Source organism: Prosthecobacter sp. (genome assembly GCF_044373815.1).
Lineage (GTDB): Bacteria > Verrucomicrobiota > Verrucomicrobiia > Verrucomicrobiales > Verrucomicrobiaceae > Prosthecobacter.
On record NZ_JBIPNG010000104.1, the window covers coordinates 1 to 15,804 of the forward strand.

14 protein-coding genes are annotated in these 15,804 nt (G+C 60.9%); 2 read left to right on the top strand and 12 right to left on the bottom strand.

All coding sequences use genetic code 11. From position 1 onward, the window contains the following. Positions 1–15 precede the first annotated feature (15 nt). Together ACIREA_RS11010 and ACIREA_RS11015 are read left to right on the top strand one after the other, a co-directional pair. Complete coding sequence (locus ACIREA_RS11010; RefSeq protein WP_397382324.1) at positions 16–756, top strand: hypothetical protein; 741 nt, start codon at positions 16–18, stop codon at positions 754–756. A 192-nt stretch (positions 757–948) separates the two neighbouring features. Next, a complete protein-coding gene (locus ACIREA_RS11015) occupies positions 949–1,536 on the top strand; it encodes a hypothetical protein (protein ID WP_397382325.1) in 588 nt (195 codons plus the stop codon). A 417-nt stretch (positions 1,537–1,953) separates the two neighbouring features. Here ACIREA_RS11015 and rpmB read toward each other — a convergent pair whose 3' ends face one another. The 12 genes from rpmB to ACIREA_RS11075 form a co-directional block, all read right to left on the bottom strand. After that, positions 1,954–2,217 (bottom strand): 50S ribosomal protein L28, encoded by a 264-nt coding sequence (rpmB, locus tag ACIREA_RS11020; RefSeq protein WP_395732180.1) that lies wholly within the window; start codon positions 2,215–2,217, stop codon positions 1,954–1,956. A gap of 79 nt (positions 2,218–2,296) precedes the next feature. Next, a complete protein-coding gene (locus ACIREA_RS11025; RefSeq protein ID WP_397382326.1) occupies positions 2,297–3,541 on the bottom strand; it encodes a hypothetical protein in 1,245 nt (414 codons plus the stop codon). Positions 3,542–3,691: 150 nt separating this feature from the next. Then, the gene (locus ACIREA_RS11030; protein WP_397382327.1) at positions 3,692–4,744 is read right to left on the bottom strand and encodes an agmatine/peptidylarginine deiminase; all 1,053 of its coding nucleotides are present in this window, start codon (positions 4,742–4,744) and stop codon (positions 3,692–3,694) included. Then, positions 4,737–5,603, bottom strand: coding sequence for a carbon-nitrogen hydrolase (locus ACIREA_RS11035; protein WP_397382328.1), 867 nt, complete (start codon positions 5,601–5,603; stop codon positions 4,737–4,739). Before ACIREA_RS11035 ends, ACIREA_RS11030 begins: the two co-directional genes overlap by 8 nt. A gap of 236 nt (positions 5,604–5,839) precedes the next feature. Further along, complete coding sequence (locus ACIREA_RS11040; RefSeq protein ID WP_397382330.1) at positions 5,840–6,247, bottom strand: DoxX family protein; 408 nt, start codon at positions 6,245–6,247, stop codon at positions 5,840–5,842. A gap of 570 nt (positions 6,248–6,817) precedes the next feature. Further along, the gene (locus ACIREA_RS11045; RefSeq protein ID WP_397382331.1) at positions 6,818–9,475 is read right to left on the bottom strand and encodes a valine--tRNA ligase; all 2,658 of its coding nucleotides are present in this window, start codon (positions 9,473–9,475) and stop codon (positions 6,818–6,820) included. A 315-nt stretch (positions 9,476–9,790) separates the two neighbouring features. Then, positions 9,791–9,991, bottom strand: coding sequence for a hypothetical protein (locus ACIREA_RS11050; protein WP_397382332.1), 201 nt, complete (start codon positions 9,989–9,991; stop codon positions 9,791–9,793). Between the two features lie 38 nt (positions 9,992–10,029). Continuing rightward, a complete protein-coding gene (locus tag ACIREA_RS11055) occupies positions 10,030–10,500 on the bottom strand; it encodes a hypothetical protein (RefSeq protein WP_397382333.1) in 471 nt (156 codons plus the stop codon). Positions 10,501–10,554: 54 nt separating this feature from the next. Beyond that, on the bottom strand, positions 10,555–11,427 hold the full coding sequence (locus tag ACIREA_RS11060) for an ABC transporter ATP-binding protein (protein WP_397382334.1): 873 nt from the start codon (positions 11,425–11,427) through the stop codon (positions 10,555–10,557). A 4-nt stretch (positions 11,428–11,431) separates the two neighbouring features. Next, positions 11,432–12,703, bottom strand: a complete 1,272-nt coding sequence (locus ACIREA_RS11065; RefSeq protein ID WP_397382335.1) for a hypothetical protein — start codon at positions 12,701–12,703, stop codon at positions 11,432–11,434. Positions 12,704–12,744: 41 nt separating this feature from the next. Next, a complete protein-coding gene (locus tag ACIREA_RS11070) occupies positions 12,745–14,865 on the bottom strand; it encodes an ABC transporter substrate-binding protein (RefSeq protein ID WP_397382336.1) in 2,121 nt (706 codons plus the stop codon). A gap of 45 nt (positions 14,866–14,910) precedes the next feature. Next, a partial coding sequence (locus ACIREA_RS11075; RefSeq protein ID WP_397382337.1) for a formate--tetrahydrofolate ligase occupies positions 14,911–15,804 on the bottom strand: 894 nt, incomplete at its 5' end.

Sequence of the window (15,804 nt, forward strand, 5' to 3'; positions counted from 1 at the left end):
CTTTGGAGGTCTCTCATGAAACGATCCTTTCTGTTCGCCGCCCTGCTGCTCAGCGTGCTTCCGGCCAGCGCTGCTCCGAAGAACTACGGCACGATCACGACACGTGACGGCAGGTCATTCTACGAGTGCCGGGTGCTGCACATCTACCCGGATGGGGTGAGCTTTGCACACAAGAATGGCGCGGCTAAAATTCCCTTCGCAGAGCTTCCCGAGAATCTGAGGAGTGAATTTCGCTACGATCCGAAGGCGGAGACCGAATATCAGAAGGAGCAGGCTGCTCTGCGCAAAGCGGAGCAGGAGCGACAGAAACTGCAGGAGATCGCGATGCAGGAGCGACTGATGGAGGCGAAGATGGCTGAGGCGAGCTATCTGGCGACTGCGAGCCAGCTTGCGGCGACATCGGCATCAGCAGCAGGTAATCCATCCCCTTCGTGGGTGGGGACGCCGATCACGGGTCCGGCGGTGGGTGGTCGGTCCTACAGTGGGAGCAGCTACTCGCGCTTCGGCTATCCGTATGGGTACTCAGGGAGTGGTTATTATTCTGGCGGAAGCTATTCGGGGATCAGTTATGGCTACCCGTATGGTGGCTACCCGAACTACAGCGGCTATTCGTATGGGGGGTATCCGAGCTACGGAGGGTATTATGGGGGCGGTTATGGCCCAACGATCAGTGGCCAATGGAATCTGGGGCATGGCATCCACGTTGGGGTGGGGCTGGGTTCTTTTGGCTTCGGTGGCATGCATCACCACCCTTGAGTTATTGCTTCGGTTATACGAAGCATTAAAAGCTGGCAAAAGTGGCGTTTTGGAGTCAAATCCACAACTATTATGAAAACGTTCTCACTTCTGATTGTCACGCTTCAATTGGGATTCGCGGTTTGTGCGAGTGCAGGAGAGCCAACCACGATCGAAACTGCTCAAGGCAAAACGTATGAGCGGTGCAAGATCATGAAACGTGACCCTGACGGGGTGTCGTTTTCACACAGCAAGGGGGTGGCGAAGGTGCTGTTTTCGGATCTGTCTGAACCGATGCGAAATGCGCTGGGGTATGACGCCTACAAAGCCGATGCGTATGAGAAAGAGCAGGTGGAGGCACGCAAGGCGGCCCTGCAGGCCAAACGTGAGCGCGAAACCAAGATGGCCGAGGCGATGATCGCTGCGCAGGCCAAGTATGCGGCGCAACAGCCGGTGGTGTATGTGCAGCAGCCGAATGGCGGTTACATGCAGAGCCTGGCACCTGTGCTAGGGCTGGGGCAGATGGGAGCGTATTATGGCGGGGGCTATCATGGACATGGGATGTACCGGAATCGCGGCTGGAGCCCCAACAACACCAACATTGGTGCAGGCAGCGGTGGCGTGTATGTGCCGCAGGGACATGGACTTAACTTCTATGGTTCCCCCAACGTGAGCTGGAGTCCGACGCTGGGATACACGGACCTGAACAACCACCTGCCGGTGCTCTTTGACCAGCCGCATTCGGGCGTGGTTCCTAGCGTGGGGATTCATGGGAGCACCTCGATTGGGCATCATCGATAGAGCGTTTTAAATCTTATAGCGCTCTTAACTGAAGCCATCGTGCGGGGCCACAAAGCCATTCCCCTCACCCCAGCCCTTTGACTTCGTCTATTTGCCTTACGGCGGTCTTCGACCCGCTGCGCTCCGGTTCCCCCGAAGAAAAGGATTCGGTGTCGTCGTGTGCCAGGGGCGGGGAGAGGGAGAACCGCTTTGGCTGCACTTGATTCAGCGGACACGGAATCAATTAAAACGCTCTAGTCCCCTGCCACCTGAGGCTGGGGAGGATTGACACATTTGCGGTTTGTCACGCGCTCGCAGACGGGCCCATTCTTCGCACTCCGTGCTTCGAAGGACACGCGGGCTGTCGCCACGGGTGGGCATGAAAAAGGGCGGATCTGTTGCCAGATCCGCCCATGGGGAAAAATTAACGGTGGCTGATTAGATCAGGCCGGCTCCTTTGAGGACGTTGTAAGCACCGTTTTTGTCGATGGTCTTGAGGGCGCGGGCGCTGAGCTTGACGTCGATGAACTTGTTGAGCTCAGGAACGAAGATGCGCTTCTTGCGAAGGTTCGGCAGGATGACGCGCTTCACACGCTTCGTGATGTGACGACCGATACCGCCTTCTTTCTTGGCTTTACCGCTGCGATGAATGTGGTGGCCGCGAGTAACGCCGACGCCGGTGATTTGACAGATGGTAGCCATGATGAGTTCTGGGGAAAAATTGGGGCGCGATACTAGCCGAGGAGAGAGTGACGTCAACCAAAAGTCTGCCTTTCCGGCTTCAGCGGGTTGGACGGCCCACCATGAGGCTGGTCATTTGGGGGTTCATGAGGTAGCCGATGCCGAAGTTCAGCGGCTTCACAGGGTACTTCCCGGAGGAGTAGGCGGCGACCAAATCCGCCTGCTGGTGGCTGGAGAAGATGTCCAGGGTGCCGCGATAGTTGCCGTAGAGCCAGAGATTCCAGCCGTAGCGGCCGAAGTCACGGAAAGGGATGCCAGAGGGATCCTGCACGATGGCGCTGCTGTGGCGCAGGAGGTAGTCGCGGATGTTGGAGAAGCCGCTTTCGTGCATGAGGTAGGAGGCGCTCTTCAAGAAGGCAGGAATGCGGCCGAGACGAGAAACGAAGGTCAGAAACGGTCCGGCGGCGCTGACGCCGCCATTGGAGAGGTCCTGGCGGAAGTAGAACACCCGCTTGGAGGAACCGAAGCCGCTACGGCAGCGAATCATGAGGCCGGTGTTTCCTGAGGAACCGGAGAGCGTGACATTGCCCGCGCCATCCAGACGAACGGTGTCGACGGAATCCACCGTGTGGCCGGTCCGTGACATGAAGGCCATCAGCAGCGGCAGCACGCCGCGAAACCGGGTAGCCTGCAGATTGCTGCGCATCTCCGTGGTGATGAAGTAGCCGTTTTGCATGATGTTGGCGACGGCGTTGTGGAGACCGGTGAGGCCGGAGTCGATTTCAGACTGGGACAGATCACTCAGGCGAGGGAGGGGTTCGGCAGGTTCCAGACCGCAGAGAACGTAGGTCTCTGCTGAGGGGAAGAGGGCGCTGGCAAAGAGGAAGTCCGGCCCGCTGAAGGGGTAGAACATGGCGTTGGCATTCTTGATGTCGCCGATCTCTTCACTGGCCCAGGACTGCAAAGGGCCACGGCGGATGTTTTGGTGAGCGGACCACAGGCTGTCCATACGGTGCTTGTGCGCGGTGACCGCAGCAGTCTGGCTGTAGGACGAGTCCATGCCGGCGAACAAGCGGGAGATGTCATTGATGGAGCCCGAATGCGTGGGCACATTCATGGACAAGGCACCATTGAAGAGCGGAACATTGCCTGCGCTTTCAGCGCGTTTCACACTGCCTCCACCCAGGGCATCCAGCACGCTGTTCCACTGGCTAACCTTGGTGGCTGCCGAGTAATTTTTAAACGCGTCCGCAGGCAGCGCGCAAGCTGCGAGCAGCAGCAGTGCCGACAGCGCAGCTGTCACCCGGCAGAACTTGGAGAGATCATGATTTCGTGGAGCCGTCATAGAGCCACGAACGTACCAGACCGATAAGGACCTCCAAGTAAGTCTTTGTAAGGAGAAGCCTCTTTATTTAGAGTCTTTTTTATTCGTTATGGATATTCAGCGCCACTGTTTTAGGGCGCTGAATATTCAAGAATCTGCAGGCCCGACAGCTTACTTCGGCTGATGCATGCCGATGCAATGGAAAGCGCCACCTTCGGTGACGAGATCCTTGGCCATCATGGAGATGATTTCGCGACCTGGGAAGCATTCGGAAATCTTGTCTTCGGCGGCGGCGTCCTTCTTCTTGTGACCGAAGAGAGGCAGGAGCACGGCGTTGTTCATGATCATGAAGTTCGCGTAGCTGGCTGGCAGACGGCTGAGGCGCCAGTCCTTCATTTCGATGGCCTGGGGCATTTCGATTTCGATGATCTCAAGCTTGCCGCCATCGGGAGCTTTGACGTCATCAAGACGCTCGCGGATTTCCTTGAGGACCTTGTGGTTCGGGTCGGAGTCACGGGGCTCGACCATGCAGATGACAGCGTCTTCACGGATGAAGCGCACGATGTCGTCGATGTGGCCGTCGGTGTCGTCGCCTTCGATGCCTTTTTTGAACCAGACGATGTCTTTGACACCGAGCATGGCCTTGAGTTCTTTTTCAACTTCGGCCTTGTTGCCGGGCTTGCCGCCATGACGGTTCGGATTGAGCAGCACGGCCTCGGTGGTGAGGAGGGTGCCTTTACCGTTGGTTTCGATGGCTCCGCCTTCGAGGATCATCTTGGAGGTGAAACGCTCCATCTTGAGAGCGGCAGCCGCTTTCTCAGGGATGGCGTTGTCGAGATCCCATGGTGGGAACTTGCCGCCCCAAGCATTGAATTCCCAGTCGGTGATGGCGACCTGGCCGGTTTCGTTATGCTTGATGAAAATCGGGCCGTGGTCACGGCACCACACGTCGTTGGTGTTGTTCTCGTAGAGGTCCACCTGGCTGAGATCGCCCTCGTTGTCGGCGATGCTGAGGCGAATGTTCATGTGGCTAAGCATCGGGGCATTGATGCGCACGCGCTCGTAGCGGGAGATGACGCTGGCGATCTCGCCGAACTTGTCCTGCAACTTGTGGTAAGTCTTGGGGCAGCTTTCCTTGTTGGAAGGCCAGGACAGCCAGATTGCCTCCTGCGGCTCGAATTCGGCGGGCAGACGGTAGTTTTGGGGATAGGAGGCTTTACTCATCGATGTAGCGTTTGGTCAGGGGAGCGTAGGTGTCAATGCGGCGATCACGGAAAAAAGGCCAGATGCGGCGGAAATCTTCCACCGCAGAAAGGTCACACGGCACGATCAAAATCTCTTCATCGCTCACGGAGGCCTTTGCAACGATTTCTCCATAAGGATTTGCAACAAAGCTCTGGCCCCAGAATTCGCTCTGCTGCTCGGTGCCGACGCGGTTCACGGCGGCGAGGTAGCAGCCATTCGCCACGGCGTGGCCGCGCTGGACGGTCTCCCATGCGCAGTGCTGGGCGGCGCCGAGGGCGGCTTTTTCACTGGGCAGCCAGCCGATGGCGGTGGGGTAAAACAGGATCTCCGCGCCCATGAGCGCGGTGAGGCGGGCTGCTTCCGGGTACCACTGGTCCCAGCAGATGAGGACGCCGATGCGGCCAAATTTGGTGTCCCAGACGCGGTAGCCGAGGTCTCCGGGGGTGAAATAAAACTTCTCTTCGAAGCCGGGGTCCTGCGGGATGTGCATCTTGCGGTACTTGCCGAGCACGGTGCCGTCGGCGTCGATGACGGCGGCGGTGTTGTGGTAGAGGCCGGGAGCGCGTTTTTCGAAGAGTGGGACGATGATGACGACGCCGAGTTCTTTGGCGAGGGGGGCCAGTCTGTCGGTGGTGGGGCCGGGAACGGCTTCGGCGAGATTGAAGAGTTCGGTGTCCTGCGTGATGCAGAAGTAGGGGGTGTTGAAGAGTTCCTGGAGGCAGATGATCTGCGCGCCACGGGCCGCGGCATCACGAATGAGACGTTCATGCTGCTGCACGCTTTCTTCCTTGCTTGAAAATGCCCGGCTTTGCACCAGGCCGAGAGTCACCTTTGCCATAAGATGGTGACGGTTCACCGCCTGCCGGGGAATGCAAGAAAAGATGGGTGGCGGGAGTGGCGCGCGGAGGGCGTCATGTTTGCGTTAGACGGTTGAGAAAGCCCGCGATGCTCCGTCATCCGAGAGTCATGGACGTTTTCCATGCGCTCATGGACGGGCGGGCTGTCGCCACGCCCATCCTACAATAAAAGGGCCCGGCAGCTTGCGCGGCCGGGCCTGGAGAGGTCAAACGGCGATTATTCGCGATCCACTGAGAACTTGCCGGCACCGGTGAAGAGGAGGGTCACGTAGGCGATGAGATAGACCATGGCGAGTTCGCCGCTCTGCTCGCCGACGAGCGCAGACTTGTGAACGAAGAAGAAGGCGGAGCCCATGGTGGCGGCGAGCACCAGTGCGGCGAGACGGGTGAACAGACCGGCGATCAGCAAGGCGGAGCAAACCACTTCTGCGAAGACGGCCAAGCCGAGATTCACGTTGGAGGGAAGTCCGAACAAGGCGGGGAATTTCTCCACGGTGGCGGAGAAGTTCAGCAGCTTGCCACGACCATGGAGAAGCAGCATGGAAAAACCAAGGGCGACGCGCAGGATGAGCAGGCCGTAGTCGGGAGACTTTGGCAGGAAGGACAGTTTCAGGAGCTTGAGCATGAGTGTGTTGGGTTCGAGTTAAATGGGGATTTAGCGGAGAATGGTCATGCCCGGCGCCCGGCGACAAGCCTAAATTTTAACCTGTGAATGCAGGAAATGGATGAGTGGCTACGTAGGGGCGGGCGAAGGGAGAGAGGCTCACAAGAACGGGCTGCTGCGGTTCCGCGAATGGCATCCGCGTCTGATGCTGGGCACCGTGGGTTGGCACCCACGGTTACGGTTGTGTCAGTGCTACGCGCTTGATGAGAGAGCAGACCAGATGCTTTTTCGATTGGCACACGGTGAGATAGGATGGTCTTGCCAGCGTGCGCGCTGAAAGGCGGGTGCTTTAGGAAAGAGGGGAGCGGGTGGGGCGGCAGGTGGCGCTGGGACGAAGGATTCTAGGGACGCGCACAACGCGTCCCTACCAGCCCTGGGGCTGCGGCACAGTGCAATGAAAACGGAGCGCCGCCCAGATGGTTGTGGAAGGCACAACGCGTGCCGCGAGGTGCGCGGCTCTGCGTTATGGGTTCGACGCTCAGCGTATCCAAGTCTCCAGAACGGGCTAAAGCCCGAACTACGAACTCAGAATCAGCCGAGGGCGGACATCATTTCTTTGAGCTTGGCGAGTTTCTCCTGCCAGTCGGTTTTGCGCTGCTGGTGCTCATCGAGCACTTTTTGCGGGACCTTGGAGGTGAACTTTTCGTCGGCGAGCTTCGCGGTGACTTTCTCGAGTTCGGATTCGACCTTGGCGACTTCTTTGCCAATGCGGGCGCGCTCGGCTTCGACGTCGATGAGGCCATCGAGAGGGAGGAAGAGGGTGCCTAGCGGGGTGAGGGCGCTGGGGGTGCCTTGAGTTGGCGCGAAGGAGGCATCGACATCGAGAGGCTCGGCATTGAGGAGGATGCGGAGGACTTCGATCTCGTGGGCGGGAAGTTCCGTGTTCGGCTTGAGGACGAAGCGGACGCGCTTGTTGATGTTGAAGGTGCTCTTGAGGCCGCGGCCGAGATTGACGGCTTCGTATTTGTCGTTCGCGGTCTTTTCGTCCTCGGGGAGGATGCCGAAGTAGGCGAGTTCGTCGGCATCGAGAGGCTTCGGCCATTTGGCGAACATGATGCTGTTGCCGCCCTGATCTGCGGGGAGATCGGTGTTGAAGGCCATGCCGTGCCAGAGCTCTTCGGTGATGAAGGGCATGAAGGGATGGAAGAGGCGCAGGGTGTTGCTGAGGACGAAGTCGATGATGGCCAAGGTGTTGGCTTTGCGTTTGTCGTCGGTGCCTTGGAGGACGGCTTTGCTGGCTTCGATGTACCAGTCGCAGTACTCGCTCCAGAAGAAGCGGTAGAGGGTGGCGGTGGCGTCGCTGAAGCGGTAGTCTTCGAGGGCGGCGGTGACTTCGGCGATGGCAGTGTTGAGGCGGAGGAGGATCCACTTGTCATCGCTGCTGAGGAGAGCGGCGCTGATCTCGGTTTCGGTCTCGCCGCCCTGCATCTGGCGGAAGCGGGCGGCGTTCCAGAGCTTGGTGCAGAAGTTGCGGCCGAGCTCGACGTTCTTTTCGTCGAAGGCGATGTCCTGACCCAGCGGGGCGCTGCGCATGATGCCGAAGCGGAGGGCGTCTGCGCTGAAGCTGGCGATGAGTTCCAGAGGGTCAGGCGAGTTGCCGAGGGACTTGGACATTTTGCGACCTTGTTTGTCGCGAATGATGCCGGTGAAATAGACGTTCTTGAAGGGCAGTTCGCCCATCCATTCGAAGCCGGCCATGATCATGCGGGCGACCCAGAAGAAGATGATGTCGGGACCGGTGACGAGATCGGTGGTGGGGTAGAAAGCCTTCAGCGTGGAAGTCTTTTCGGGCCAGCCCATGGTGGCGAAGGGCCAGAGCCAGGAGGAGAACCAGGTGTCGAGGACGTCGGGGTCTTGCTCCCAACCTGCGCCTTCTGGAGCTTCCGTGCCGCAGTAGGTTTCCTCACCGCGATACCACACGGGAATGCGATGGCCCCACCAGACCTGGCGGCTGATGCACCAGTCTTGGAGGCCGGTCATCCAATGGTCGTAAACTTTGGCCCAGCGGTCGGGGTGGAATTTCATCTCGCCATTGGCGACGACTTCCTGGGATGCTTTGACGCTGGGGTATTTGAGGAACCACTGTTCGCTGAGGCGTGACTCGATAGGGACGTCAGCACGCTCGGAGTAGCCGAGGTTGTTTTGATAGGGCTCTTCTTTGACGAGGCTGCCGATTTCGGTGAGGAGCTCGGCGGCGCGTTTGCGGGCGGCAAAGCGCTCCATGCCGGCGAGGTCTTTGCCAGCGAGGTCATTGAGCACGCCGTTCGGGTGCATGACGTCGATCACGGGCAGGCTGTGGCGCTGGCCGATTTCGAAGTCGGCTTTGTCGTGCGCGGGGGTGACTTTGAGCACGCCGGTGCCGAAGGTGAAATCGACGTGCTCATCCGCGATGATGGGGAGGAGTTCCTGATTTTCGACGGGGAGCGGACGGCGGACGTGCTTGCCGATGAGGTGGGTGTAGCGCTCGTCCTTCGGATTCACGGCGATGGCGGTGTCGCCAGGGATGACTTCGGGGCGGGTGGTGGCGATGGTGAGCCAGGTGCCGGGTTCTTCGACCACTTCGACTTTGAAGTGATACATGATGGCGTTCTGCGGCTTCATGACGACCTCTTCATCGCTGAGGGCGGTGAGGGAGGAGGGGCACCAGTTGACCATGCGTTTGCCACGGTAGATCTGGCCCTTTTTGTAGAGGTCCACGAACACGCGCATGACGCAGGCGTTGTAGTCGGGATCGAAGGTGAAGCGCTCGCGGCTCCAGTCGCAGGAGGCGCCGAGTTTTTTGAGCTGCTCGATGATGATGCCGCCGTGCTTTTCCTTCCACTCCCAGATTTTGGCAACGAGGGCTTCGCGGCCGAGGTCATCGCGGTGCTTGATGACGCCCTGCTTTTTGAGGGTCTTTTCGACGACATTCTGCGTGGCGATGCCGGCGTGGTCGGTGCCGGGGAGCCAGAGGACTTCTTTCCCGAGCATGCGGGCGCGGCGGGCGAGGATGTCCTGGATGGTGTTGTTCAGGACATGGCCGAGCGTGAGGATGCCGGTGACGTTTGGCGGGGGGATGACGATGGAGTAGGCCGGGCGGGTCTCGCTCACACGAGCGGGGTCGGCTTCAAAGCATTTGTCGTCCAGCCAGCGCTGATACCAGCGGGCTTCGACTTCCGCGGGTGTGTAGGTCTTGTCGAGTTCGGGCATAAAGGGCGGCCAAGATGGGGGAAAGCGGCCGCTTTGCAAATGGGGAGGCGCATCTTACCTGACACAGGGGGCTGACTGCAGGGGGGGTCGGTCATCAGAATGCCTCTTATCTTCCCTCACGCTGCCGCACAGCATGAGGTCTGAAAGGTCTAGGATTCGAGAAGTGAGGTGGGGGAGGGCGGACGATCTCCCGCACCCCTTCAGGGTGCGACCTTCGCTGAAGAGGGGTTAATCGGGATGACCCAGGGCTTGCTGCGCTGCGCCCTGGGCTGAATCCGGCGGCCCTTCAGGCCGCAATTACATTCTCCTGCGGGATCAGCGCATGGGCATGGAGAGGGGGCCCATGGGGGGCATTTCGGGGCGGGGGTCGCGGAGGGTGTCGGGGACGACCTGGCCAGAGCGGGCTTCGGCTTCCATTTCACGCTTGGATTTGGGCGGTGATTTGTCCTCAAGGACGGCGCAGCCTGTGAGAAGAGCCGCAGTGAGGAGGATCAGGGTGGTGGGTACTGGGTTCATGGGTGCAGGCTTGGGTTGAATGGATGCTGACTTTGAGATCACTTGGGGAGCCGGGCGTTCAAATCTTCGACGTACTTGCGGTCGTCGTCGCTCAGGCGTTCGAGCGGTACTTCGACGGGTTTTTGGTTTACCAGCAGGCGGATTTTGCCCTCGCGGATGAGGGTGGGCTTGTCGGGCATCTTAGGTGGTGGCGCTTTGCCTGCGGCTTCACGGGCGGCGGCGGGAGTGGCGGCTTCGAATTCAATCACGGCATCCTCAAAGATGATGATGGTGCCGAGCAGGGATTTGCCGTCCGTGCTCTTCCACTGGCGGGGCTCGCCGACGAGGAAGTAGGAGGTCAGCCTGGTCTTGGTGGGCGGTGTGGGCTTGGTGGTGGCGTTGACACTGACGCTGCTGGTGCCGCCGCTGCCATTGATGGTGCGGGTGTCAAACTTCTTGCCGGTGGACGGCAGGACCACCTGCGCGCTGAGCGGCGCTGCCATCGCAAAAAGGATGAGCCAGGCTTTCATGCTGGAAGGCTAGCATGAGCCCAAGGTGGGGTGCAATGCCGATTGCAATGCCGATTATGCGTCGAGGACGGTGTAGTCGATGGCCTTGAGGCGGGGCTGCTTGGGGCCCATGCGGGGGACGCAGGCGAGGAGGGCCTTGGTGTATGCGTGCTGGGGATTGCGCAGGACTTCATCGACGGGGCCGGTTTCGACGATCTCGCCACGGAACATGACGGCGACGCGGTCCACGACGCTACGGATGATGCCGAGATTGTGGGTGATGAGGATGATGGACATGTCGAGATCCCGGCGGAGCTGGGCGAGGAGGTCCATGATCTGCTTTTGAATGGTGACGTCGAGCGCGGTGGTGGGCTCGTCGGCGATGAGGAGCTTGGGCTGGGTGCAGAGGGCCATGGCGATCATGACGCGCTGCTGCATGCCGCCGCTGAGTTCGTGCGGGTAGGCGTGGAGGCGTTTGCGGGAATCGACGATGCCGACTTTATCGAGCCACTTGACGATTTCGTCATCGCGTCCGGCTTTGCTGACATCCGGACGATGCAGGGCGAGAGCCTCGCCGATCTGGGTGCGGATGGTGAGGACGGGATTGAGGGAGGTGGTTGGCTCCTGGAAGATGTAGGCGATCTCTTTGCCGCGGATGGCGCGCAGTTCGCGCTCATTCATTTCGAGGATTTCGTGGCCATTGAGCGTCATCTGCCGTGCGGTGATTTTGGCGGGCGGCTCGGGGAGGAGGCGGGCGAAGGAGAGTGCGGTGGCGCTTTTGCCGCTGCCGCTTTCGCCGACGAGGGCGATGGATTCGCCGCGCTTGAGTTCGAGGCTGATGCCCTTGACGGCTTTCACGGGCTCGGCGTTGTGGCGGCTGAATTCGATCTGCAAATCGCGGATGCAGAGCAGCGGGGCATCTTTGGGAGGAGTGGCTTCGGCGGACATGGGCTCAGGAGAGTCGAGGTTGTACGATGCGGCTGACTTGGATCAAACACAAGGCGGCAAGAGCGATGCAGGCGCCGGACTGGAGCAGCGCGGTGGGATCGGCCAGCGTCTGCATGGCCGACTGCGCCGAGGCGATGGCGAGCGGGCGGTAGATTTGGGCGAGGGGTGCGCTCAATGCATCGATCAGCCGGGGCAGCAGGGCGCAGGCGGCGGCCATGCCGAGGAGGGTGTGTGCAAACACGGTGCACAGCCAGGCTGCAAGCATGCGAAAAAGGAAGAACGCGATGTGATTGCGCCAGATCATGGAGTCTGTAGCGCCGCAGACGCGGGCGGCATCGACGGGCAGCTCTGCCTCGATGCGGTTCCAGGCCTGATGCCAGCCAGCGCAGCCGGACAGGAGCACGGCCATCCAGAGAATGATCCATGCGATGAAGGAGGAAGGAAGAAGCGCGAGCAGGCCGAGCGCCCAGAGGAGCCATGGCTGCCATGCCGGAGTGGCCACGAAGCCGTCGGCGGATTTCAGCCTGCCCGGCAGCAGATGCAGACATGCGCACAGGAGCGCCAGCATGGCTCCGCCGCTAGCGAATCCGAGGGCGATGCCGGTGGCATCAGCGGCACGGAGGCTTTGGGCCATCCAGCCTCCCCAGCCCATGAAGTGAAGGGCGTCTTCGATGATGATGAGATAAACCGGCGCGATGAGGCACAGCGACTGCAGGCGCACCCGCAGCAGTGGCCGCAACTGGCTGAGATGATGACGCCACAGCCGCGATGCTTTGGGCACTCCGCGAGCGCGCAGCGAGAAATCGAGATCCAAAACGGCCCTGCCATTCATGATGACCGCGTGAATCATTTCACCACACAGGGCCAGAGCCAGCACCAGAGCGGGAGCCAGAAAGTTCCAGAGGGCATGTGCGAGAAGCACCTGCCGGGAGTCTTGACCGTCTGGGAACTGCGCTGGCATCAACGATTCGACCGGCCAGCCCAGACGACCGATCCAGCCGCTGATGAAGCCCCAGACCAGAACCACCACGGGCACACACGCGAGCGTACGGCCCAGCAGCGCGATGAAGCGCTCCATGCGCGGGCCCATCTGCCGGGCGCGCAGCCCGACGAAGACTCCGATGCACAGCGCCAGCAGCAGGGCGATGGCGAGCACGATCAGGCTGGAGCCACAGCGCAGCGCGAACTCCGGCAGGGGCGTCTTCAGATTCCATTCGTGATGCCGGAAGAGCAGCACCAGCCCTGCGGCGATCATGCCGCCGAGCAGGAGGCGCAATGGCAGCCACCGCGGCGGCAATGAGAATGGCTGCAGACTCATCATTCCGGAAGACGCATTTGGAGTTTGCTGATGGGATCCGCCGGCGTTTTGGGCCGCTGGACCTCCGGCTCTTCTTCACGGGAGCGCAGCTGGAGCTTGAGTGCGGGAGCTGGCTGAGAGTGCTTGGGTGGAAGCATGAGATTTTGCAGGGTCCAGCTGGAGACAGGGCCGCCCGTGGAACCTTGCGCATGAAGGCCCGGCATGGCCGCAGCTTCGTCATGGGTGGTGAACAAGGTGAGCATGGGATGAAGCGGAAGCAGCCTGGATTCCAGCTCCCGCACGCGCTTCGGCACCTGATCGGGATCGAATTCAGCGGAGAGCGCTTCGAGGAGGAGATCGATCTGCGGATCAGAAATGCCGCAGAAATTGCTGCCTCCCGTTTTGGCATGCGCGGAGTGCCACCAGGGCAGCTGGTCCCAGGAAACTTCAAAGCGCTGGTCCAGCAGCACGGCGTCAAAGCGGTGCTCATGCAGACGCTGGGAGAGAGATTGTGCGTCCGGTACGTGCTCGATCTTCACTTCGGCTCCGAGCTGCCGCCACTGCGCCACGAGAAGGTCTGCCGTGCGCGTGTGAAGAGTGTCGCTGCCGGGCACGAGAAGCGTGAACTGAAACGGACGCTCCGCCGTGCGCGCGACACCCTTGTCATCATGCGTCCAGCCTGCCTTGGTGAGGATCTGACGCGCCTGCTCCAACTGAAACGGCTGGCTCTTTGCACTGGTGCTGAACCACAAGCCGGGAGCGAACAGGCTGGCATCCACATGGCCAAGCCGCCCTGGCAGAGCGCGGATGAGTTCATCCGTGTCTGTGGCCAAGGCAAGCGCCTCACGGCAGCGCTCGTGCTGCAAAACTTCGTGGCGGGTGTTCCAGAGCACGACGAGTCGCTGCCGAGGCGGGGTGAAGCGCAGCCGCTCCATCTGGGTGCGATCGGCCGCAGGCCATACCAGATCCACGGTATGAGTGCGCATGCCGATCTGCGTCATCAACGGTGAGGCGGAGAAGGTGAACAAGAATCCAGGCACCGATTTGTCCTCCTGCACTGGTTTGAGGAGAAGCGAACGAGTGTCGCGCAAGGCGATGCGGTGCGTTCCCGCACCCGGTGGTGCATGGTGCGTAAAATCAGACTCCTGCGCTGATGGATGAGCACGCAGCCACTCAGCGGGCAAGATGGGCAGATTTACTAGCATGCAGAGAGCCGTGCCCTGACGGCGGCGGAATGACACGTGCAGGCGGGAACCGTTGTTCTGCGACTCCAGCGTCTGGATGTTGCTAAGGGCTTCACGATTCGGCAGCGACCAGTCGTTGGCACGCAGGAATTCGAGCGTCGCTTTGGCATCATCAGCCGTCGCGGGTTTACCATCATGCCAGAGCTGGCCGGGGCGGATGTCGAGATCGAGCACGGGCTCGCTCAAGGCACCGACTTCTGCGAGCGGATTGATGGACGCGGGTTCTTTTTCACTGGCGTCGAGGAAACGGTGCAGGTCTTCGAGCAGCCGATGGGAATCCCCTGCCACGACGATCTCACAGGCGTTTGCTCCATCAAACCACACGCGCTGGATCAGGCCCGCCTGCGAGGAGCCTGCCATGAAGAGGTCCCACGACTTGCGCAGCGGGGCGCGGCGCTCGATGCGCCAAAATACGACCGGCTTGAGATCCAGCCCGGCAACGACTTCAAATGCCTGACGGACGCCTGCGGCGTTGGGCTCGGAGAAACTCAGCAGCAGCCGGTTTTGCAGGACGCGAGCCGAGCTGAGATGCCACTCGGCCCAGCGGTTTTTTTCACCGATCTGGGATTGAAGCAGCTCCTGCGCGCGCTTGGCGGTCGCTTCATCCGCGAACCAGCAGGTCACGTCCTGCGTCCAGCGCCAGAACTCCGCCAGTCCGGGCTGCAAGGTGCCGTCTGGACCCAGCCGGATGAGGGGTTCATGCAGGAGATCTGTGATCTCGCGCTCAATCTCCGTGGCGGGGAGAAAAGGATTCAGAGCCGGCTCATTTTGCGACAGCATGACGACCACACCGCCGGCACGATCCGTGCGGCTGAGTCTGGACTCATGCACCGCCCACGCAGCCACCGCTGCAATGAGCAACGGAAAACCAATGATGAACGTGCGGGCCAAAATCATGCGCAGTGCAAGCTAGAGCGTGCGCGCCGTGACGGCAAGACATCGCTAGATGCCGCTCATGATGCCGTCATCCGTGACCTGGATGCGCTCGGCAGCGGGCACTTTCGGCAGCGCGGGCATGCGCATCATGGTTCCGGTGAGGGCGACGAGGAATCCGGCACCGTTGGCGATTTCAAAATCGCGCACGGTGATGGTGAAGCCGCGCGGGCGTCCGCGCTTTTTCGCATCGTCTGAGAGGGAGTCCTGCGTCTTGGCCATGCAGAGGGGGAGCTTGTCGAAGCCGCTGCGGGCAAACAGAGCCAGCTTGGCCTTCGCCTCATCGGTGAGCAGAACGCCGTCGGCGCCGTAGATCTTGGTAGCGATGGCGGTGAGCTTGGTTTCGACGCTGTCGTCAGGCTGGTAAAGGAAGGGCAGCTGTGGAACTTCCGGCGTCAGAGCTGCGAGCACTTTTTCGGCGAGTTCGACCGCCCCTGCCCCGCCTTCGCCAAAGACATTGGCCGTGGCACTGGGAACGCCGCGCGACTGGCAGAACTCATGCACCAGGGCGAGTTCGTCCGGGTGGTCGTTGGTGAACTGATTGACCGCCACGATGACGGGGCGCTGGAACTGCGCGGCGCTGTCGAGGTGTGCGGCCAAGTTGTCCAGCCCACGGCTCAGGGCGGCGGTGTCGGTCTGCGTGAGCTGGTCCAGGGCGGCTCCGCCGTGCATCTTGAGTGCACGCACGGTGGCGACGATGACGATGGCGGCAGGCGCGAGACCGCTTTGACGGCACTTGATGTGCATGAATTTTTCCCCGCCGAGATCGAAGGCGAATCCGGCCTCGGTGACGGCGAAGTCGGCGTGGGCGAGGGCCATGCGGGTGGCGAGCACGGAGTTGCAGCCGTGGGCGATGTTGGCAAAGGGGCCGCCGTGGAGGAAGGCGGGCACGCCTTCGACGCT